The sequence below is a fragment of the uncultured Paracoccus sp. genome, from assembly GCF_947487305.1.
In the GTDB taxonomy this organism is placed as follows: domain Bacteria; phylum Pseudomonadota; class Alphaproteobacteria; order Rhodobacterales; family Rhodobacteraceae; genus Paracoccus.
In genome coordinates, this window is the sequence record NZ_CANKWH010000012.1 from 49,693 (window position 1) to 70,265 (window position 20,573).

The following is a 20,573-nucleotide window of genomic DNA, read 5'->3' on the forward strand; positions in this document are numbered from 1 at the left end:
TTAGCCGGCAAAGCTTAAAATATCGTTGGCCGCGGTCAGATCTCGTCGGTCAGTATCCGCTCGCGCCGGATCACCCAGAGAATCGCCACGAGCGAGCCAAGGGCCGATGCGGTCATGATCGCCAGAAGCGGCATCGCCCCGGCGCCTTCATGGAGCAGCGCCCCGGCCAGCGCCGAGAGCACCGCGCCCCCGGCCACGGCAAGCGCCCCGCCGAGACCCGAGGCGGTGCCGGCCAGCTCGGGCCGCACGCCCATCATCCCGGCGTTGGCATTGGGCAGCACCAGCCCGTTGCCGACGCCCATCAGCGCGATGGCGCCGAAGAAGATCAGCGGATGGTGCAGTCCCGCCAGATCCGCAAGCAGTGCCACGGCCAGCGCCGCAAAGCAGATGATCGAACCGCCGAGGATCATCGGGTTCAGGCCAAGTCGCGCCGAGAAACGCCCGGACATGAAGTTGCCGGCCAGATAGCCGATGGACGGTGCGGCGAAGTAATAGCCGACCTGGGCCGAGGTGAGACCAAAGACATGCTCACCGACGAAGGGCGCGCCGCCGAGATAGGCGAAGAACGCCCCCGAGGACAGCGCCGCCGCCGCGCAATAGCCCCAGAAGCGGACCGAGCGCGCCAGCACCGGGTAGTTGGCGATCTGCTGGCGCAGCGGCACGCCGCCATCGCGGACCGTTTCGCCCAGATCGAGCCAGACCCAGACCAGCACGATCAGCCCCAGAACGCCCATGAGCGCGAAATTCGCCCGCCAGCCAAAGGCCTCGTCCAGCACCCCGCCGATGATCGGCGCGATCATCGGCACCACCGACATGCCCATCGTGACATAGCCGATCATGCTGGCGGCGCGGTTGCCGTCATACATGTCGCGCACCGCCGCGCGCGAGACCAGCATGCAGGGGGCAATGGCGGCCTGAATGATGCGGAACACAAGGAAGGTCGTGGCGTCGCGCGCCAGAAGCGTCCCGAGCGTGGCCAGAAGGAAGATCACCAGCGACCACAGCACCACCGGACGACGCCCCAGCCGGTCGCTGATCGGCCCGGCCAGAAGCTGCAGCACGGCGCTGGCGCCGATATAGGCCGAGACCGACAGCTGCATCAGCGCGTAATCGACGCCGAAATCCCGCGCCATTCCCGGCAGCGAGGGCAGGAACACGTTCATCGACAGCGCCGCGACGCCCGACAGCGCCACCAGCGTCATGAGATGCGGCGGCGTTCTGCTGCCTGTCCTAGCCCCAGTCATGGAAGACGAACCAGGCGCCAAGGCAGATGAAGCCAAAGCCGACGCCATGCTGCCAGGTCAGCCGCTCGCCCAGGTAGACCCACGAGAAGATGGCGAAGACTGAGAGGCTGATGACCTCCTGAATGGTCTTCAGTTGGGCGGCCGAATAATAGCCGTGGCCGATGCGGTTCGCCGGAACCTGCATGGTGTATTCGAAGAAGGCGATCATCCAGCTGACGAAGATGACGGTCAGCAGCGGGGCCGATTTGAACTTCAGATGCCCATACCATGCGACCGTCATGAAGACATTCGAGGCGATCAGCAAGCCGATGGTGACAACCGGGATCGGCAGGTTCAGTCCCATTGCGTCTGGCGATCCTTGGCGAGGTTGCCGAAGCGGGTGAACTGGCCCTCGAAAGACAGCTCGACCGTGCCGATGGGGCCGTGACGCTGCTTGCCCAGGATGACCTCGGCCTTGCCATGGCAGGATTCCATCTGCTTCTGCCACTCGGCCATCTTGTCCAGCTCGTGATCGGCCGGTTTCTCGCGCTCGCGGTAGTATTCTTCTCGATAGACGAACATCACGATATCGGCGTCCTGCTCGATCGAGCCGGATTCGCGCAGGTCCGAAAGCTGCGGGCGCTTGTCCTCGCGGTTCTCGACCTGACGCGACAGCTGCGACAGGGCAATGACCGGGATGTTCAGCTCCTTGGCGATGGCCTTCAGGCCCTGGGTGATCTCGCTCACCTCGTTGACCCGGCTGTCCTTCGCGGATGCCGCCTTCAGCAGCTGCAGGTAGTCGACCATCAGCACGTCCAGCCCATGCGTCCGCTTCAGCTTCCGGGCGCGGGCGGCCATCTGGTTGATCGGCAGGGCGGGGGTGTCATCGATGTAAAGCGGGCAGCTTTGCAGCGCATGGGCGGCCTCGACGAAGCGGCGGAACTCGGCCTCGTCCATGTCACCGCGACGGATGCGCTCGGACGGCACCTCGGCGGCTTCGGACAGGATCCGCGCCGCCAGCTGCTCGGCCGACATCTCGAGGCTGAAGAAGCCCACCACGCCGCCGGCAACCGTGCCGTGCGTGCCATCGGACCGCTCGCCCATCTTGTGCGCCTTGGCGACGTTGAAGGCGATGTTGGTGGCCAGCGAGGTTTTCCCCATCGAGGGACGACCGGCAAGGATGATGAGGTCGGAATTGTTCAGGCCGCCCATCTTGCGGTCCAGATCGACCAGCCCGGTCGAGGTGCCCGACAGGTCGCCGTCGCGCTGATAGGCGGCATTGGCGGCGTTGACGGCGCTGGTCACGGCCTTGAGGAAGCTCTGGAAGCCGCGCTCGGCCGTGCCCTGTTCGCCCAGCTTGTAGAGCACCTGCTCGGCGGCGGTGATCTGCTGCTCTGCATCGTCATCGACGACGACGCTGGCGGCGCGGGCGGAAATGTCCTGCCCCAGCGCGATCAGGTCGCGGCGCAGGGCAAACTCGCGGATCATCTGGGCATAGTCGCGCGCCGCATAGGCCGAGATTGCGGCCCCGGCGATCCGCGCCAGGTAGGCCGGGCCGCCCAGATCCTTCAGGCCGGAATCATTGTCCATGAAGGCCTTGATGGTAACGGGGCTCGCCAGTGCGTTCTTGCGGATGCGGTCCGAGCAGATCTCGAAGATGCGGGCATGGACCGGCTCGTAGAAATGCTCGGCCTTGATGATCTGGCTTATCCGGTCGAACACGTCGTTATTGGTCAGAAGCGCGCCCAGAAGCTGTTGCTCGGCCTCGATGGAATAGGGCACGGCCTGTTCTTCGGCGTCCCTGCTGGCCTGCCGAATCGTGATCGCCGTCGCCTCTGCCATGATTCCTGCCCTCGTTATGATTTGTGCCGAAACTTACCCGATCGCGGCCCTTCAGGGAACGCGGTCCGGCGAAAAAACATGGGGTCAGATCATCCCGAAGGCGGTGGACAGCCTGTGGACGACCTGTGGATAAAATATTCTAACTGATTGACTTAATTCAGCTATGTGCCGCCTGCCATTCGCGGGGGCTGGTCAGGAAGGTCTCGACCTCGGCCAGTGTCGCCGCGTCAAAGGCCTCTTGCGCGCGGGCCTCGGCCAGAACATCCCACCAGGTGCAGAGATGATGCAATTGCACGCCGTGATCGGCCAGCCGCTGCGTCGTCTCGGGGAAGATCCCGTAATAGAAGATCACCGCCGTATGGGCACAACTCGCCCCGGTTTCGCGGATCGCATCGACAAAGCTCAGCTTGCTGCCGCCATCGGTGGTCAGGTCCTCGACCAGCAGCACCCGCTGGCCCTCGGTCATGACGCCCTCGATCCGGGCATTGCGGCCATAGCCCTTGGGCTTCTTGCGCACATAGGTCATCGGCAGGCCAAGCCGTTCGGCCACCATGGCGCTGAAGGGAATGCCTGCCGTCTCGCCGCCCGCGACATTGTCGAAGGCCTCGAAACCGCCATCGCGCATGACGGTCGCGGCCATGAAATCCATCAGCGTCTGGCGAACGCGCGGAAAACTGATGATCCGGCGGCAATCGACATAGGTCGGCCCCTTCAGCCCGGAGGCATAGGTGAAGGGCGTCTCGGCGTTGAAATCGACGGCCTTGATCTCCAGCAGCATCCGGGCCGAGAGGCGGGCGATTTCCTCGCGCGTGGGGTAGGGCAGGCTCATGCGGACTCCAGGTGCCAGAACAGCGGATAGCCGGGATCGAAGAGGGTGACGGTCTCGTCGCCGGCGGTAATGGTTTCGGGATAGGCGGCGGGCGTGTCGCGCCGGGTCAGGGTGATGCGATCTTCGTTCGGCGGCAGGCCATAGAAGGCGGCGCCGTTCAGGCTGGCAAAGGCCTCGAGCCGGTCCAGCGCGCCGTCTTCCTCGAAGACATGGGCGAGGATCGACATGGTATTGGGCGCGGTGAAACAGCCGGCGCAGCCGCAGGGCATCAGCTTGGCGCGGTCGGGATGCGGCGCGCTGTCGGTGCCGAGGAAGAAACGCGCCTCGCCCGAGGTCGCCGCCTCGCGCAGCGCCAGCCGGTGGCTTTCGCGCTTGGCGACGGGCAGGCAATAGTAATGCGGCCGGATGCCGCCAGCGAGGATGGCATTTCGGTTGATGACGAGGTGATGCGTGGTGATCGTCGCGCCCAGGTCATCTCCGCCCGAGCGGGCATAGGCGACGCCATCGGCGGTGGTGATATGTTCCATGACCACCCGCAGTCCCGGCGTCGCGCGGCGCACCGGGTCCAGCACGCGGTCGATGAACACCGCCTCGCGGTCGAAGATATCGACCGCAGGATCAGTCACCTCGCCATGCACGCAAAGCGGAATTCCGGTCTCGGCCATGGCCTCCAGCACCGGGCGCACCCGGTCGAAATCGGTGACGCCGCTGGCCGAATTGGTGGTGGCACCGGCGGGGTATAGCTTCACCGCGCGGATGATGCCCGACTGATGCGCGGCGACCACATCGCCCGGATCGGTCGTGTCGGTCAGGTAGAGCGTCATCTGCGGCTGAAGCGCAGCACCCTCGGGCAGCGCGGCCATGATCCGCTCGCGGTAGGCGGCGGCCTGCGCGCCGGTCACCACCGGCGGCACCAGGTTGGGCATGATGATCGCCCGGCCGAAACCGGCGGAATGCGGGGCCACGGCTGCCAGCATCTCGCCATCGCGCAGATGCAGGTGCCAATCGTCGGGGCGGCGGATCGTGATGCTGTCGGTCATGGCCTGCCTCTATAGCGTGGCGGCCACAAATGCCAAGCCATCTACACCCAATCCTAAAGTTGTGGTTGTAAAATGAGGGATGCGTATGCAGTTAGTGCAATCGGGGAGACAGGAAAGGACGCTGCAACATGAATAATTCCTTCAACTTCTTGGCTGCTCCCTCGGCCCAGATCGCCCTGATGAGCCAGATGACGCGCATCGCCATCGAATCGCAATTCGTCATCGGGATGCGGGTTCTGGGCATGATGGGCATGATGAACCAGTCCCCGGGCGAGCCGTTTCGCATGGTCGCCGAGAAACAGGCCGCCGCGACCGAATCGCTGTTCGCGATGACCCGCGCCGCCAGCCGTGGCGCCAGTGCCGAGCGCGTCATGTCCGCCGCCCTGCGCCCCTATGGCAAGCGCACCCGCGCCAATTCGCGCCGGCTGACCGGCAGCCGGTAAGCGCCGTTCACCTCGGCCCGGCAGTTCAGGTCGAACAGCCAGAATGAAAAACGGCGGGGACATGCCCCGCCGTTTTCAGTTTGCCTTGCCGGCTTGCGCTCAGATCAGCTTGCCCATCGCCACGGCGGTATCGGACATGCGGTTCGAGAAGCCCCATTCGTTGTCGTACCAGGTCAGGATGCGGACCATGTTGCCTTCCAGCACCTTGGTCTGGTCGAGATGGAAGATCGAGGAATGCGGGTCGTGGTTGAAGTCGATCGAGACGTTCGGCTGATCGGTATAGCCGAGGATGCCCTTCAGCGGACCGTCGGCGGCCGCCTTGATCGCGGCATTCACCTCTTCGACGGTGGTCGGGCGCTCGGCTTCAAAGACCAGATCGACGACCGAGACGTTCGGGGTGGGGACGCGGATGGCCACGCCGTCCAGCTTGCCGTTCAGCTCGGGCAGGACCAGGCCCACGGCCTTGGCGGCACCGGTCGAGGTCGGGATCATCGACATGGCGGCGGCGCGGGCGCGGTACAGGTCCTTGTGCATCGTGTCCAGCGTCGGCTGGTCGCCGGTATAGCTGTGAATGGTGGTCATGAAGCCCTTCTTGATGCCGATGGCATCGTTCAGGACCTTGGCCACCGGCGACAGGCAGTTGGTGGTGCAGCTGGCGTTCGAGACGATCAGGTCTTCCGAGGTCAGCGTGTCATCGTTCACACCGAAGACGATGGTCTTGCTGGCGCCCTTCGAGGGGGCCGAGACCAGCACGCGGCTGGAGCCGTTTTCCAGATGAACCTTGGCCTTGTCGGCATCGGTGAAGATGCCGGTGCATTCCAGCACCACGTCGACATCACCCCAGGGCAGGTCGGCCGGATTGCGGATCGCAGTGACCTTGATCGGGCCACGGCCGACGTCGATGCTGTCGCCGTTGACGGTGACCGTGCCGGGGAAGCGGCCATGCACGCTGTCGAAGCGGATCAGGTGGGCATTGGTCTCGACCGGACCCAGATCGTTGATCGCGATGACCTCGATATCGGTGCGGCCCGATTCGATGATCGCGCGCAGAACGTTGCGTCCGATCCGCCCGAAGCCGTTGATCGCTACCTTGACTGCCATGGTGCATACTCCGCCAGATGAATTTGGCTTCCCATACCGCCGATCCGCCGGTGATGCAAATGGCGAGAGCGGGATCGGCAGGCCATGTGAGGAAAAGAGGTCAATTGCTGATGTTATGCGCTAACATGCGGCTTTTGGACATGGTGCACCGGCTTGCGGGTGCGCCGCTGGCGTGATTCGAGAAATCCAGGGGTGACAGGGCCGACTGCGTTCAGCGCCAGAAGCTGACCCATTCGATCAACGAGGCGAATTGCCGGGCGAAAAACAGCGGCAGGCCCCAATGGAACAGGTAGTGATCGGCCAGGAACAGGCCGAGGATCAGTAGCGCAAGGAAAATGGCGATCCGGTTGGTCATGGTGTTGGTGCTAGGCCAGAACCGTGCCTGCCCGCAAGCCGAGAAGGCTGGCGGGACATGCGCTGTCAGGCCGCAGTCTCGCCGTCTTCGGGCATCGGCACGAAGGCCAGATCGCCGGCATCGACGAGTTTGCGGATCGCGGTCACGACCTCGCCCATGGCCGCCTCGGCGTCGCGCGCACGGAGGGCGCCCGCGCTTTCCATGTCGCCCCGCAGCGATTCGGCCAGGCGCTGCGGCAGGTTCGACAGGATGAAGGTCGCCGCCTCGGCGTCATTGTCCTTGGCACCGGCAAGGGCGCGGACCAGCACGGCGTTGTCGACCTCGCGGGTGATGCGCGGAATGTCGCGGGGGGCGATCCGCGCGGGGATGTGGCGAAAGGTGAAGATGGTCTTGCGCACGCCGCCGGCAAAATCCGCATCGTCCTGATCCAGACCGTCAAGGATTGCGTCCCGCAGATCCGAGCTGGCGAAGTTCAGCATCGCGCCCACCCGCTCGGTTGCGGGCGACTCGATGGCCGGGCGGGGCAGGCTGTCTGCGGCCTGCAGCAACACAAGGCCGATGCGCTGCAAGGCTGATTGCGTCACCGCGCCGGTCATCGACATGGCCAGCGCCACCGGGCGCGCCCGCTCGCGCGACAGGCAGGCAAAGACCTCGGACGAGGTTTCGACCGGAAGTTTCGACAGCATCAGGGCAACGATCTCGACCGCCTCGGTGCTTGCCAGGGTGATCAGTCGGTCAACTGGCAGGGCTGCCACCCGCTCCCACGGGTCGCTGCGCCCGCTCAGCGCCGCCGCGCGCCACAGCCGGTCGGTGGCATCCTCGGAGAGTTGCTGACCCAGAAGCTCCAGCGTCGCGCCCAGAGTTCCCGGAAAGGTCAGCCCGATCCGTTCCAGCTGTTCGCAGAACTCGGTGATGACGGCGTCACGGGTGCTGCGGTCGATCAGCTGCATTGCCGCCATTTCCTCGGCCAGAAGCGCCTGAACCTCGGCATCCAGTTCCGAGATCGGCAGCTGATCCTCGCCGTCCAGCAGCAGCCGCACGATCACTGCGGCCTTCTGCCGCGCCGTCAGGTCTGTCGTGCTGGTCATTGCCGCCCCCCGGAATCGATCCATTCCGGGGAACAATGTCAGAACTTTGCTAAGGACCGGTTAGCTGCCGGCCTGTTTCGCCTCGGCGGGGCCAAAGACCCGCGCAAAGATCGTGTCGACATGTTTGGTGTGGTAGCCGAGGTCGAATTTCTCCTCGATCTCGGCCGGCGACAGCGCCGCGGTCACTTCCGGGTCGGCCAGCAGTTCCTCTTTGAAATCCTTGCCTTCTTCCCAGACCTTCATCGCGTTTCGCTGCACCAGTCGATAGGCATCCTCGCGCGAGACGCCGGCCTGGGTCAAAGCCAGCAGCACCCGCTGGCTCATCACAAGGCCTTTGAACTTGTTCATGTTCTTCAGCATGTTCTCGGGATAGACGACCAGCTTCTCGATCACGCCCGCCAGCCGGTTCAGGGCGAAATCCAGCGTGATGGTGGCATCCGGCGCAATGCCGCGCTCGACCGAACTGTGCGAGATATCGCGCTCGTGCCACAGAGCCACGTTCTCCATCGCCGGCACGACGGTCATGCGCACCAGGCGGGCGAGGCCGGTCAGGTTCTCGGTCAGCACCGGGTTGCGCTTGTGCGGCATCGCGGACGAGCCCTTCTGGCCGGGGCTGAAGAATTCCTCGGCCTCCAGCACCTCGGTGCGCTGCATGTGACGAATCTCGATGGCGATGTTCTCGATCGAGCTGGCGATGACGCCAAGCGTGGCGAAGAACATGGCGTGGCGGTCACGCGGGATCACCTGTGTGCTGATCGGCTCGGGACGCAGGCCCAGCATCTTGCACACATGCTCCTCGACCGCCGGATCGATATTGGCGAAGGTGCCGACCGCGCCCGAGATCGCGCCGGTGGCAACCTCCCACCGGGCCTTTTCCAGCCGGTTCTTGTTGCGGTCCATCTCGGCATAGAAGCGGGCGAAGGTCAGGCCAAGCGTGGTCGGTTCCGCATGGATGCCGTGGCTGCGACCGATGCGCACGGTGTCCTTGTGCTCCAGCGCGCGGCGCTTCAGCGCGGCCAGGACCTTGTCCATGTCGGCGAGAAGGATGTCGGCGGCGCGGACCAGCTGCACGTTCAGCGTGGTGTCGAGCACGTCCGAGCTGGTCATGCCCTGATGGACAAAGCGGGCCTTGTCGGCACCGATGATCTCGGCCAGATGGGTGAGGAAGGCAATGACGTCATGCTTGGTGACGGCCTCGATCTCATCGATGCGGGCCACGTCGAATTCCACGTCCTTCGCCTTCCAGACCGCCTCGGCGCTGGCGCGCGGGATCACACCCAATTCGGCCTGGGCGTCGCAGGCATGGGCCTCGATCTCGTACCAGATGCGGAACTTGGTCTCGGGCGACCAGATGGCGGTCATTTCGGGGCGGGCATAGCGAGGGATCATCGGCGGGCTCCTGTCTGGCTTGGGCGCGGGATAGCGGGAAGGGGGCCGGGGGGCAAGATTTCACCGCAGTCGGAACATTCCGCCGGGGTGGCGGGTTGACCTGCAAACAGCCATTCCCGAGGTCCGCCATGTCATCCGAGCGCGATGTGAACCCGAAACCCAGTGAAACCGAAACCGCCGCCAGCCTGCGCGGCCCCACCCATTCCTCGCGGATTCCGCCATCGGAACCGGGGCCTTACGTTGATGCGGCGCGTGCCGCCGGCCGGTCGCGTCGACCGACCCTGACTGGCAAGGTGATTTATTTCGGCGGTGCCGGCATCCTGGCCGCAGCGGCGACGGCGGCGGTGGTGCTGGCGGCGCGGAAGCTGACCGATCACGGTGACGAGCCCGCCGCTGACCGCCATCCGCCGCACGAGCGCCCCCTTGCGCCGCGCTTTGCCGAACTGGACGAGGAGGAGCGCGAAGAGATTCGCCGCCGTGCCCGCGAGCGTGCCAGGGCCGACCGCAACCGCGCCGCCCGCCTGCGCGCCATGGCCGCGCGCGAACGTGTCGCCCCGCGCCGCAACATCGCCCGCGACGTGAGCGAGACGGCCCAGAACCTTTCGGGCAGCATCCACGGTGTCATGGGTGCGCTGACCAGCGCCTTGTCCGGCTTCCGGCAGGTTGCCACGCAGGCCGGCGGGATCATGCGCGAATTCTCGGTTGCTGCCGACACGGTGCGCAGCCTGCTGGACCGGGGCGAGGGACGGGCTGACACCCGGTATGCGGACCGATCCGAAGCCCGGCCGCCGCAGCAGCATCAGCAGGAGGCGCCGCCGCGCAATGGCGGCGTGCGGGTCGAGGACGAGGACCGGCAGACCCATGACCGTCTGCATCGCCTCTAACCTGCCCTGTCGCTGACCCTTGCCTGACTGGACGCCGATGACGAACCCGCCGCCCCGCAAAGCCTCGGTTCTCGATGCCTTGTTTGACGATCTTGACGAGACCACGCGGGCCAGGTTTGGCATCGGTCAGGCCGAGGCAGAGGCCGGTCGCGACTGGCGGGACCGGCGCCGGAGGCTCGATTTCGACAAGGTTCTCCCGCCCCCTGAACGCGTCGGCCCGCCGGGCGCGGCGAAAACGCCCCTGCAGCTGCGCCGTCAGGATTGGGTCGCCATCGCCAAGCGGACGCTGACGCAGGTGAACGAGGACAGGGTGCCCGAGGTGGCGGGGGGTGTGACATTCTTTGCGCTTCTGGCGCTGTTCCCGGCGCTGACCGCCTTTGTCTCGATCTATGGGCTTTTTGCCGATCCGCAGAAGATCATCGACAATTTCGAGATGTTGAACCGCTTCATCCCCGAAAGCGCGCTGACCATTCTTCTGGACCAGACCGAGGCCATCACCTCGGCCCCGCAGGCGGCGCTGTCGCTGGCGACCGTCATGGGCCTGCTGATCGCCTTCTACTCGGCCAATGGCGGGACCAAGGCGATGATCTCGGCGATGAACGTGGCGTGGTTCCAGAAGGAACGGCGCGGCTTCCTGCAGCTTAACCTGCTGGCGATGGGCTTCACCGTCGGCGCGGCCATGCTGGTCGTGACCATGTTCAGCGCCATCGCGGTCTTGCCTGCAGTCTTCGGCTTCCTGCCGGTTGATCGCTATACTGAACAACTGGTCAACTGGCTGCGCTGGCCGATCATTTTCGTGGCGGTGCTGCTGGCACTGGCGGTGTTTTACCGCTTCGGCCCCAGTCGGCGCAGCGCGCGCTGGCACTGGATCTCGCCCGGCGCGCTGTTCGCCGCGCTTGGCCTCGCCGTCGCCTCGCTGCTTTTCTCGTGGTACGCGGCGAATTTCGCCAATTTCAACCAGACCTACGGCTCGCTGGGGGCGGCCATCGGCCTGATGATGTGGCTGTGGATCGCCTCGATGGTGGTGATCGTCGGCGCCGAGATCAATTCCGAGGTCGAGCGGCAGATCAAGATCGAGAACGAGATCCCGGTGCCCGGAAATCCCGAGGCCGACGAGGCGGGCACGACGCCGGTGGCCTGACGGCCTAGAACTTCGCCAGGTTGGGGTCCGATTCCAGTACGCCGCGCCGCCATTCCGGGATGCTGTTCGGATAGGACCAGAACTCGACCTGCTTGCAGATCTTGCCGTCGCGGATGTCGTGGAAGCTGGCGGCGCGCGCGATCATGTGCAGGTCGCGCTGCATCACCCGCACGTCGCTGGCGGCGTGATCGCCCTCGGTTACCACCCTCATCACCTCGAAGAGCCAGCCGTGCTGGCCCGCCAGCGAGGCATTGGCGGCAACGAAGGCCTCGCGCCCGCGGAAGATCTCGCCCGTTTGCGGCCAGATGCCGACGAAATCATCGGTCAGGAAATGCTCGGCCACAGCGGCCCATTCGTTGCCGTTCATGGCGGTCCAGAAATCGCGGATCAGTGACATGGCGCGGTCCTCCCTGCCGGGGATCATGGCCAGCGGTGCAGCGGCTGGCAAGCGGGATCGCGCGGGCGCACGTCAGGCGTCGAGAAAGGCCGTCAGCGCGGAGGATAGCGGCTCTGGCGCCTCCATCGGGATCATGTGGCCCGCATCGATCGTGGTCATGCGCGCGCCGGGGATCGCCGCCAGCATCTCGCCCGATTCCGTGACCGAGCGCAGCCGGTCCTGACTGCCGGCGACGATCAGCGTCGGGCAGGTGATTGCGGCAAGCTGCGGCAGGTCGCCATCGCGCCGGAACAGCGACTGGCGACGGAAGGCCTCGCCGCCAAGCCTGAGGCTCATGGCATGGATGCGTTCGACCAGCGCCGTATCGCCCTCACGATCAGGGGCAAGGGCCATGCGGATCGCCCGGTGGCTGATCCCGCCGAACATGGCCGGGTCAGCCTTCGCGACCAGCGCCTTGCGCTGCGCCTGAAAGGCCGAATCGCCGCGCGCCGAGGTGGCGACAAGCACCATGCGCCGCACCCGCTCGGGTGCTGCTCGCTGGATCGCGCGGGCAACATAGCCGCCCATCGAGAAGCCGATCAGGTCGAACCGCCCGGGCACGTTCTCAAGGGTCTGCGCCGCCATCTCCTCGATGGAGTGACCGCGCGTCGGATCGACATGATGGATCGGGCCGAAGCGGGCGAGGGCGTCACCCATATCGGTCCAGAGATTGTCGTCGAGCATGAAGCCTGGGGCGAGAACAAGGGCCATGGCTGTCACTCCTCTGTCGGTTCTGCGGGCGATGGTCTTGCGACCTGCAGATATGAAAAGGCCCCGCCTCTGCAGGCGGGGCCGATCCGTCAGCCAAGGGCCGGAACGATCAGAGCTCGTCCAGCGCCTCGACGGCCTTTTCCAGATCCTCTTTCGAGACTTCCTTGTCCTTGACCTTGGCGCCCTCGGCGATGTGGTCGACGACCTTGTCCTCGAAGATCGGCGCGCGCAGTTGCTGCTGGGCAGCCTGATTCTGCTGGATGAACTCGAAGAAGGCGCGCTCCTGGCCCGGGTACTGACGGGCGGCATTCATCACCGCCTGGGTCATTTCCTGGTCGCTCACGGCGATCTCGGCCTTCTGGCCGATATCGGCCAGCAGAAGGCCAAGGCGCACGCGGCGCTCGGCCAGCTTCTTGTGCTCGTCGGTCGGCTCGATGGCGCCGTGGTTATGGCCGTGATCGTCCGGGTGCTCTTCGTGATAGAGTTGGTGGGCGATCTGGGCGGCCTCGGCCTCGACCAGCGATTCCGGCAGGTCGAAGCTGACCATGCCGTCCAGCTGGTCCAAGAGGGCGCGCTTCAGCACGGCGCGCGAGGCGCCGGCATATTCGGCTTCCAGGCGTTCGGCGATCTGCTTCTTCAGCGCGTCCAGATCCTCGGCGCCGAATTTCTTGGCCAGCTCGTCATCGATCTCGGCGGCTTTCGGGGCTTTCACGGCTTTCACCGAGGTCTCGAAAGTCGCGGCCTTGCCGGCCAGGTGCGGGGCGCCGTATTCGGCGGGGAAGCTGACTTCCACCTTCACCTCGTCACCGGCCTTGACGCCGACCAGTTGCTCCTCGAAGCCGGGGATGAAGCTGCCCGAACCCAGAACCAGCGGGTAATCCTCGGCGGCACCGCCCTCGAAGGCCTCGCCATCGACGAAGCCCTTGAAGTCGATCACGACCTGATCGCCGTCCTTGGACTTGGTGCCCTTCTTGCGGTCTTCGAAGTTCTGCGCGTTCTTGGCCAGGTTCTCCAGCGCCTCGGTGACGGCGCTGTCCTCGGCCTTCACCTTCAGCCGTTCGAGTTTCACCTTCGACACGTCCAGTTCCGGGATCTGGGGCAGGGTCTCGTAGGAGACGTTGACGACCATGTCGTCGCCCTCTTTCCAGGTCTCGCCGTTCTCCATCTCGATCTTGGGCTGGGTCGCCGGACGGTCGCCCGAGCTTTCCAGGTGGTCGCGCAGCGCGCCATCGATCGATTCCTGCATGGCTTCGCCCATCAGGCGCTGGCCGAACTGCTTTTTCAGCAGTGCCATCGGCACCTTGCCCTTGCGGAAGCCCTTCATCTCGATCTCGGGCTGGGCCTCTTTCAGCTTGCCGTCAACCTTGGTGGCCAGCTCGTCGCCGGTCAGCGTGATCTGGTAGCCGCGCTTCAGACCTTCGTTCTGGGTTTCCTTGACCTGCATGTCCGTCCTATCCTTCATCCAACTTGGTGCGGGTGGAGGGACTTGAACCCCCACGCCTTGCGGCGCCAGAACCTAAATCTGGTGCGTCTACCAATTTCGCCACACCCGCAATGTCAAACGGGCGGACCAGAAGCCCGCCGCGCAAATTCCGCGCCCTGATAGCAGGCTCGCGCGCGGGGTGCGAGGGGATTCTTACAGCCCGAGATCGCGGAACAGGCCGGGAATCTGGTCGGGCAGGTCGTCGGCGATGAGGCCGGGGCCATAGCGGCGCGCGGCGGCGGCGTGAAGCCAGGCACCGGTCGCGGCGGCGTCGAGCGGGGGCAGGCCACGGGCCAGAAGGCCGGTGATGATTCCGGCGAGCACATCCCCCGATCCGGCGGTGGCGAGCCAGGGGACTGCGTCCGGACCTGCTGCCGAATTGATCCACGCCTCGACCGGGGGCTTGCTGCGCAGGCGCCGCGCGTTCGCCGAGATGACCGTTGTCGGACCTTTCAGCAGGATCACCGCTTTGGCCCGGTCGGCCGCCTCACGGACGGCTTCCAGCGTGGAGAGGGTCGGGTCCTTCTGTTTCAGACGCGCGCCGAGATCGGGAAAGACCCGCGCGAACTCGCCCTCATGCGGGGTCAGGATCGTGTTCACATGCAGGCCTTGCAGAAAGGCCGGGCCCTGCGCCGCCCCGGCTGTCAGCGCGTCGGCGTCCAGCACTGTCGGCCGGCCGGTACGAAAGGGCAGATCGAAGATGGACTTCTGATTGCCAACCCATGTCACCGGCTTGGGGTCGCGGGCATCCTCCGCGAGCACGGGAAGAAGCATCGCCGCGCGCTCGACCCCAAGGCCCGGCCCGGCGCAGATGGCGTTGATGCGTTTGTCAGCCAGCAGTTTCCGCAGCTCATCCGGCTCGTCCAGCGGCCGGAGCATGACCGCGTCCGGAAGGGAGGCCGCATTCTCCGCGATCGCGTCCCGCGGACAGGCGAGGGTGACAAGGCCAGCGCCGCATCGAAGGGCCGCGCGCGTCGCCAATCGCGCCGCGCCGCCCCGGCCCGTTGTCCCGGCCAGGATCAGCGCGTGGCCGTGGTCGAATTTATGGCCGGAGGACTTGCTCAACGGGCGAGCCAGCGCCGGCGAGGTCAGCCGGATGGACGGCACCGGTTCGTGACGCAGGTAAGGGCCCTCAAAATAGCGCCGTACATTCTGTTCCAGCCCGATATCGGCAACGACCAGTTCGCCCGACCGATCCGGTCCTTCCTCGAGCTTGTGGCCGACCTTTGCCCGCTGGAAGGTGACCGTCAGCGTCGCAACTATTTGGGACCGTTCGCGCCCGTCGATGGCAAAGCGTCCTGAATCCAGATCGAGCCCGCTCAGGGCATCGACCGCGATGACGGGGCTTCCCCATTCGACGGCATCCAGAAGATGACTGGCCCAGGCCGATGGCAGCGGGCGATTGCTGCCCGTACCAAGAATGGCATCGACAACAACAGTGCTCGTACCGATCTCGATTTCGAAATCGGGTGAGGTCAAATCGGTATCTTCCGCCGGATCTGGCAACCAAAGATCCCTTTCGCCCAGCATCTGCTGCCAGCGGTCATGGTTGACGGCGGCATCTGGTGACAGTCGGTCGCGCTCACCCAGAAACAGGGTTGTCACCTCGGTTCCACGATCCTTCAGCAATCGTGCGATGACAAAGCCGTCGCCCCCATTGTTGCCGGGTCCGCAGAGCACGAATGCCCGCCTCGGGTCAGGCCACCGTTCGAGCAGCGCGGCGACGACCGCCGCCCCCGCCCGTTCCATCAGCTCCAGCCCCGTCACCGCACCACTGTCCATCGCGGCAGATTCGATGGCGCGCATTTGGGCGGTGGTCAGGATTTGGGTGCCATTCAGCATAGGTGTTGCCTAAATTTTGTGCGTCATGCACTATTTTTAACCAGAGAGGCGCGCATCGCGTTTTCCGCCCCGCCTTGGCCGCTCTGTCGCTTTACCCCGGCCATCAAACCCGCCAATCAGGCTTCAGGCAAGCCGCTGAGGATGCAGGAAGGGTCAATTGCGATGAAGAAGGTCGAGGCGATCATCAAGCCGTTCAAGCTGGACGATGTGAAGGAAGCTCTGCAAGAGGCTGGCGTTCAGGGCCTGTCGGTGACCGAGGTCAAGGGCTTTGGTCGTCAGAAGGGCCATACCGAACTGTATCGCGGCGCGGAATACGTGGTGGACTTCCTGCCCAAGGTGAAGATCGAGATGGTCCTGCCCGATGATCAGGTCGATGCCGCCATCGACGCCATCGTCGCCGCCGCGCGCACCGAGAAGATCGGCGACGGCAAGATTTTCGTGTCGCCGGTCGAGCAGGCGATCCGCATCCGCACCGGTGAAACCGGCGACGACGCCGTCTGAAGCGCGCGCCGGATCAACGCAATACCGGCCCGGCCTTCGCGCCGGGTCGGCCCATGAAGAAGAAGGGGAAGAGATGAAAGTCAAAGACGTATTGAAGCTGATCGAGGACGAAGAAGTCGCCTATGTCGACGTTCGTTTCACCGATCCCAAGGGCAAGCTTCAGCATGTGACGCTGGACCGCGATCTGGTCGACGAGGACTTCTTTGAGGAAGGCTTCATGTTCGACGGCAGCTCGATCGCCGGCTGGAAGTCGATCGACCAGTCCGACATGAAGCTGATCCTCGATCCGGCCTCGGTCTATATCGATCCGTTCTATGCCGAGAAGACCCTCTGCGTGCATTGCAACGTGGTCGAACCGGATACCGGCGAGGCCTATAGCCGCGATCCGCGCGGCACCGCCGTCAAGGCCGAAGCCTATCTGAAATCCTCGGGCATCGGCGACACCGCATATTTCGGGCCGGAAGCCGAATTTTTCATCTTCGACGACGTGCGCTATTCGGTCACGCCGCAGAAGGTGTCGTTCCAGATCGACGCGGCCGATGCCGCCTGGAACACCGATACCGAATACGAGATGGGCAACCAGGCACACCGCGCCCAGCACAAGGGCGGCTATTTCCCGGTGAACCCGATCGATACCGGCCAGGATATCCGCGGCGAGATGCTGTCCACCATGAAGCGCATGGGCATCAAGGTCGACAAGCACCACCACGAGGTCGCCACCTGCCAGCACGAGCTGGGAATGATCTTCGGCGGGCTGACCGAGCAGGCCGACAACATCCAGAAGTACAAATACGTCATCCACAACGTCGCCGCCGCCTATGGCAAGACGGTGACTTTCATGCCGAAGCCGATGAAGGGCGATAACGGCTCGGGAATGCACGTCAACATGTCCATCTGGAAGGGCGGCAAGCCGCTGTTCGCCGGCGACAAATATGCCGACCTGTCGCAGGAAGCCCTGTGGTTCATCGGCGGCGTGCTGAAACATGCCAAGGCGCTGAACGCGCTGACCAACCCCTCGACCAACAGCTACAAGCGTCTGATCCCGGGCTTCGAAGCCCCGGTGCTGCGCGCCTATTCCGCCCGCAACCGCTCGGGCTGCGTCCGTATCCCGTGGACCGAATCGCCCAAGGCCAAGCGCGTGGAAGCCCGCTTCCCCGATCCCGCAGCCAACCCCTATCTGTGCTTCTCGGCCCTGCTGATGGCCGGCCTCGACGGGATCAAGAACAAGATCGATCCGGGCCCGGCTTCGGACAAGGATCTCTATGACCTGCCGCCGGAAGAGCTGGCCGAGATCCCGACCGTCTGCGGCAGCCTGCGCGAGGCGCTGGAAGAGCTGGAGAAGGACATGGACTTCCTCTTGGCGGGCGATGTCTTCACCCGCGACCAGCTGGAATCCTACATGGCGCTGAAATGGGAAGAGGTCTACGCCTACGAGCACACGCCTCACCCGGTTGAATACCTGATGTATTACAGCTGCTGATCCCGGGAACAGTGATATGGAAAAGGGCGCCGCGAGGCGCCCTTTTTTATTGGCCGTATATGGCTTCGGTCTGGCGCGCTTACTCTGCCGCGATCTCGGCCAGCGCCGGATAGTCGGTATAGCCCTTGGCACCGCCGACATAGAGGGTCGAGGGATCGAGCTTGTTCAGCGCCACACCGGCGCGGATGCGGGCGACCAGATCGGGGGTGGCGATGAAATCGCGCCCAAAGCCAACCGCATCGGCGCGGCCTTCCGCGACCAGCGCCTCGGCACTGGCCGGGGTCAGGCCCTCGTTGGCGATGACCGGGCCGCCGAAGGCCTCGCGGATCGCGCCAAGCAGGCTGTCGTCGCCCGGATGTTCGCGCAGCATCAGGAAGGCCAGACCACGTGCGCCCATCTCGTGCGCGACATGGGTGAAGAGGGCATGGGGATCGCTGTCGCCCATGTCATGGCTGTCGCCGCGCGGGGCCAGATGCAGGCCGACGCGATCCGCGCCCCAGACCGAGATCACCGCGTCAGCCACCTCGGTCAACAGACGCGCGCGGTTCTCGATCGAGCCGCCATAACCATCCTCGCGCCGGTTCGACTTGTCCTGCAGGAACTGGTCCAGCAGATAGCCATTGGCACCATGGATCTCGACCCCGTCAAAGCCGGCGCGCTTGGCGTTCTCGGCGCCCTTGCGATAGGCCTCGACAATGCCGGGCAATTCATCGGTTTCCAGCGCGCGCGGGGTGGCATAGGGGCGCTGCGGACGCAGCAGGCTGACATGGCCGGCCGGCTGGATCGCCGAGGGCGCGACCGGCAGATCGCCGTTCAAGAGTTCCGGGTCCGAGATCCGGCCGACATGCCAGAGTTGCAGCAGGATGCGGCCGCCGCGAGCATGGACGGCCTCGGTCACGAGTTTCCAGCCCTCGACCTGTTCGTCGCTCCAGATGCCCGGGGTGGCGGCATAGCCCACGCCCTGCGGCGTAACGCTGGTCGCCTCGCTGATGATCAGCCCGGCCTCGGCGCGTTGGGCGTAATATTCGGCCATCAGCGCATTCGGCAGCCGCTCGTCGCCGGCGCGGCTGCGGGTCAGCGGGGCCATCACGATGCGGTTGGGCAGATGCAGCGCGCCCAGATCAACCGGCGTGAAAAGCGTGGTCATTACAGATCCTTTCGGGTTGTCCGGCTTTTGCAGCTATGTCCGGGGCGGGCCTGCGACAAGTTGGCAGCCGGGGGATTTTCGCATGGGCGTGTTGCGGAAATGGCATGGAACTCGCCCGCGTGGCTCCGCCGGGGGCAGGGGGCTTGAACGCCGATCGGGCCTGCCCCATATCGGCGCCTCGGGTTCAGGCCCCGGCCGCTCACAAGGCAAGACGCCTCTGGTGAAGTCCTGAACTGCTACCCGCTTTCGGCAATATGCCCGATGGCGGCAATGTGAGCCCCGCCCTGCTACGGCATCATTGTCTGAAGGACTGAAACCATGGCCATGACCCATGATGTGAATACGTTGAAATCGCAGGCCAAGAACCTGCGCGCTGCGCTGACCCGCGCGGGCAATCCCGTGACCCATTCGCAGGCGCTGGAACTGGTGGCGCAAAGCCACGGCGCGCGCGACTGGAACACCGCCCAAGCGACCGCCGAAACGGCGCCGCTGTGGCAATTCGGCGGCGCGGTGCGCGGCCGCTATCTGGGCCAGCCCTTTACCGGGCGGGTGATCGCGGCCAGCGAACGCGGCCGCAACCACCACGCGCTGACCATCGCCTTTGACAAACCGGTGGACGTGTCGCGCTCGGATCTGTTCGAGGCGCCGCGCAAGCGGATCAACGCCACGGTGAACACCGACGGGCGCAGCATCAGCCGCACCTCGGACGGCCAGCCGCACCTGGTGCTGGAAGCCGCCTGAGCGACCCGGACCAGTGATAAACGGACCAAGGGGGCCATTGGCCCCCTTGTTTCGTTTCGCCCCTCAGGACGAGCGGCGGATGGGAAACTCCTCCAGTAGCGCGGCCTGTTCCGGGCTCAGCGCCTCGGGGCGGATCATGCTGGTATGGATGGAAAACACCACGGCGCGGCTTTCGGGCAGGCGGAACAGGCATTGCCGCTCGACCCGGATGAAGGGCGTCTCGCCGGGCGGGATCGCCTTGCGCTCTTCGGTCAGCGGGTGGTGGAGGCCGGAACTGGCCCAATGGCCCGTGCCGCGCAGCAGCCCGCGACCCGGCTGCACCCCGTCCAGAAGTCGCTGCACGCGCCGCGCAACATCGGCGTCATAGCGGTCGACGGGCTGGTGGATGCGGATCATCGGGCGCAGGAATTTCTGCTTGAGCGTCCAGCCCGCCGGAAAACAGAGGGCGGCGGCGACCAGCAGATGTTCCTCGCTGCCCTCGCGCCGGTCCATCAGGCACAGGTCCTCGGCGGTCAGCCGGCCGAGCGTCGCCATCGGGGCATCGGGGTCCAGCGGCACGGTGACGCCATCCGGGCGGGTGACACTGCCATCCGCGACCCGGTGCCCGAGTGCCGGCAGCAAGGGAAGGATCATCCCGAGCAGTTCCTGCGCTGCCGGTCGCGCCGCATCGTCCAGCGCCAGCACCGTTTCCGGATGATCGGCGATCAGCCGGTCACGCAGCGCCATCTGGCCGGCATAGGCATCATCGACCCTGAGCCAGTCCGCAGGCGCGACCGGGATGGTGCCGGGCAGGCGGCGGGTGGCCGGGTCGGTCCAGGGGGCGAAGTCGAGACGGGATTGCAGGACGGTGCTCATGGCTCATCTGTGCCGCCGGGACGCGCTGTGGGCAAGGGGCTT

21 protein-coding genes and 1 tRNA gene are annotated in these 20,573 nt (G+C 65.3%); 6 read left to right on the plus strand and 16 right to left on the minus strand.

The genetic code is table 11. The annotated features are described in order from the left end of the window. Window positions 1-35: 35 nt before the first annotated feature. The 5 genes from Q1A36_RS14590 to pyrC all read right to left on the minus strand — a co-directional run bounded on the left by Q1A36_RS14590 (window position 36) and on the right by pyrC (window position 4,934). Window positions 36-1,202, minus strand: a complete 1,167-nt coding sequence (locus tag Q1A36_RS14590) for a multidrug effflux MFS transporter (protein WP_299845548.1) — start codon at window positions 1,200-1,202, stop codon at window positions 36-38. Window positions 1,203-1,230: 28 nt separating this feature from the next. Next, entirely contained in the window at window positions 1,231-1,587 is a 357-nt protein-coding gene (locus tag Q1A36_RS14595) for a DMT family protein (RefSeq protein ID WP_299845551.1), read from the minus strand. Continuing rightward, the gene (locus Q1A36_RS14600; protein WP_299845554.1) at window positions 1,578-3,065 is read right to left on the minus strand and encodes a replicative DNA helicase; all 1,488 of its coding nucleotides are present in this window, start codon (window positions 3,063-3,065) and stop codon (window positions 1,578-1,580) included. The genes Q1A36_RS14595 and Q1A36_RS14600 overlap by 10 nt, the downstream gene beginning before the upstream one ends. Before the next feature lie 157 nt (window positions 3,066-3,222). Further along, on the minus strand, window positions 3,223-3,894 hold the full coding sequence (locus Q1A36_RS14605; protein ID WP_299845556.1) for an orotate phosphoribosyltransferase: 672 nt from the start codon (window positions 3,892-3,894) through the stop codon (window positions 3,223-3,225). Continuing rightward, on the minus strand, window positions 3,891-4,934 hold the full coding sequence (gene pyrC, locus Q1A36_RS14610; RefSeq protein WP_299845558.1) for a dihydroorotase: 1,044 nt from the start codon (window positions 4,932-4,934) through the stop codon (window positions 3,891-3,893). Before pyrC ends, Q1A36_RS14605 begins: the two co-directional genes overlap by 4 nt. A gap of 128 nt (window positions 4,935-5,062) precedes the next feature. Between pyrC and Q1A36_RS14615 the strand changes: the two genes are divergently transcribed. Further along, entirely contained in the window at window positions 5,063-5,377 is a 315-nt protein-coding gene (locus Q1A36_RS14615; RefSeq protein ID WP_101752373.1) for an antibiotic ABC transporter, read from the plus strand. 99 nt (window positions 5,378-5,476) lie between these two features. Here the strand turns inward: Q1A36_RS14615 and gap are convergent, their stop codons facing one another. The 4 genes from gap to purB form a co-directional block, all read right to left on the minus strand. Further along, window positions 5,477-6,478: a type I glyceraldehyde-3-phosphate dehydrogenase gene (gap, locus tag Q1A36_RS14620; RefSeq protein WP_101752372.1), complete on the minus strand. Its 1,002-nt coding sequence runs from the start codon at window positions 6,476-6,478 to the stop codon at window positions 5,477-5,479. A gap of 211 nt (window positions 6,479-6,689) precedes the next feature. Further along, window positions 6,690-6,833 (minus strand): hypothetical protein, encoded by a 144-nt coding sequence (locus tag Q1A36_RS14625; protein WP_299845567.1) that lies wholly within the window; start codon window positions 6,831-6,833, stop codon window positions 6,690-6,692. A 65-nt stretch (window positions 6,834-6,898) separates the two neighbouring features. Next, a complete protein-coding gene (locus Q1A36_RS14630; RefSeq protein WP_299845570.1) occupies window positions 6,899-7,921 on the minus strand; it encodes a FliG C-terminal domain-containing protein in 1,023 nt (340 codons plus the stop codon). Window positions 7,922-7,981: 60 nt separating this feature from the next. Then, on the minus strand, window positions 7,982-9,310 hold the full coding sequence (purB, locus tag Q1A36_RS14635; protein WP_299845573.1) for an adenylosuccinate lyase: 1,329 nt from the start codon (window positions 9,308-9,310) through the stop codon (window positions 7,982-7,984). A 128-nt stretch (window positions 9,311-9,438) separates the two neighbouring features. Here purB and Q1A36_RS14640 point away from each other — a divergent pair, with 128 nt between their 5' ends. Then, on the plus strand, window positions 9,439-10,194 hold the full coding sequence (locus tag Q1A36_RS14640) for a hypothetical protein (RefSeq protein ID WP_299845576.1): 756 nt from the start codon (window positions 9,439-9,441) through the stop codon (window positions 10,192-10,194). Window positions 10,195-10,231: 37 nt separating this feature from the next. Then, the gene (locus Q1A36_RS14645) at window positions 10,232-11,335 is read left to right on the plus strand and encodes a YihY/virulence factor BrkB family protein (RefSeq protein ID WP_299845579.1); all 1,104 of its coding nucleotides are present in this window, start codon (window positions 10,232-10,234) and stop codon (window positions 11,333-11,335) included. Between the two features lie 4 nt (window positions 11,336-11,339). On the opposite strand, the gene Q1A36_RS14650 is transcribed toward Q1A36_RS14645, so the two are convergent. From Q1A36_RS14650 to Q1A36_RS14670, 5 genes are all read right to left on the minus strand, one after another. Next, entirely contained in the window at window positions 11,340-11,732 is a 393-nt protein-coding gene (locus Q1A36_RS14650; protein ID WP_157935892.1) for a nuclear transport factor 2 family protein, read from the minus strand. Between the two features lie 72 nt (window positions 11,733-11,804). Continuing rightward, window positions 11,805-12,482, minus strand: a complete 678-nt coding sequence (locus Q1A36_RS14655; RefSeq protein WP_299845583.1) for an alpha/beta hydrolase — start codon at window positions 12,480-12,482, stop codon at window positions 11,805-11,807. A 109-nt stretch (window positions 12,483-12,591) separates the two neighbouring features. Further along, window positions 12,592-13,926, minus strand: a complete 1,335-nt coding sequence (gene tig / locus Q1A36_RS14660) for a trigger factor (RefSeq protein WP_299845585.1) — start codon at window positions 13,924-13,926, stop codon at window positions 12,592-12,594. Between the two features lie 24 nt (window positions 13,927-13,950). After that, window positions 13,951-14,035: transfer RNA gene (locus tag Q1A36_RS14665), tRNA-Leu, on the minus strand. Between the two features lie 83 nt (window positions 14,036-14,118). Beyond that, window positions 14,119-15,807 (minus strand): NAD(P)H-hydrate dehydratase, encoded by a 1,689-nt coding sequence (locus Q1A36_RS14670; protein ID WP_299845588.1) that lies wholly within the window; start codon window positions 15,805-15,807, stop codon window positions 14,119-14,121. A 162-nt stretch (window positions 15,808-15,969) separates the two neighbouring features. Between Q1A36_RS14670 and Q1A36_RS14675 the strand changes: the two genes are divergently transcribed. Together Q1A36_RS14675 and glnA are read left to right on the plus strand one after the other, a co-directional pair. After that, a complete protein-coding gene (locus tag Q1A36_RS14675) occupies window positions 15,970-16,308 on the plus strand; it encodes a P-II family nitrogen regulator (protein ID WP_101752364.1) in 339 nt (112 codons plus the stop codon). 73 nt (window positions 16,309-16,381) lie between these two features. Continuing rightward, window positions 16,382-17,788 carry a type I glutamate--ammonia ligase gene (gene glnA / locus Q1A36_RS14680; RefSeq protein WP_299845594.1) on the plus strand — a complete coding sequence of 469 codons (1,407 nt, stop codon included), beginning with the start codon at window positions 16,382-16,384 and terminating at the stop codon, window positions 17,786-17,788. 79 nt (window positions 17,789-17,867) lie between these two features. Here glnA and Q1A36_RS14685 read toward each other — a convergent pair whose 3' ends face one another. Next, on the minus strand, window positions 17,868-18,935 hold the full coding sequence (locus Q1A36_RS14685) for an alkene reductase (protein ID WP_299845597.1): 1,068 nt from the start codon (window positions 18,933-18,935) through the stop codon (window positions 17,868-17,870). Window positions 18,936-19,253: 318 nt separating this feature from the next. On the opposite strand from Q1A36_RS14685, the gene Q1A36_RS14690 reads away from it, so the two are divergent. Further along, window positions 19,254-19,676, plus strand: a complete 423-nt coding sequence (locus Q1A36_RS14690) for a glyoxalase superfamily protein (RefSeq protein WP_299845599.1) — start codon at window positions 19,254-19,256, stop codon at window positions 19,674-19,676. Between the two features lie 63 nt (window positions 19,677-19,739). On the opposite strand, the gene Q1A36_RS14695 is transcribed toward Q1A36_RS14690, so the two are convergent. Further along, window positions 19,740-20,531: a DUF3445 domain-containing protein gene (locus tag Q1A36_RS14695; RefSeq protein WP_299845600.1), complete on the minus strand. Its 792-nt coding sequence runs from the start codon at window positions 20,529-20,531 to the stop codon at window positions 19,740-19,742. Window positions 20,532-20,573 lie beyond the last annotated feature (42 nt).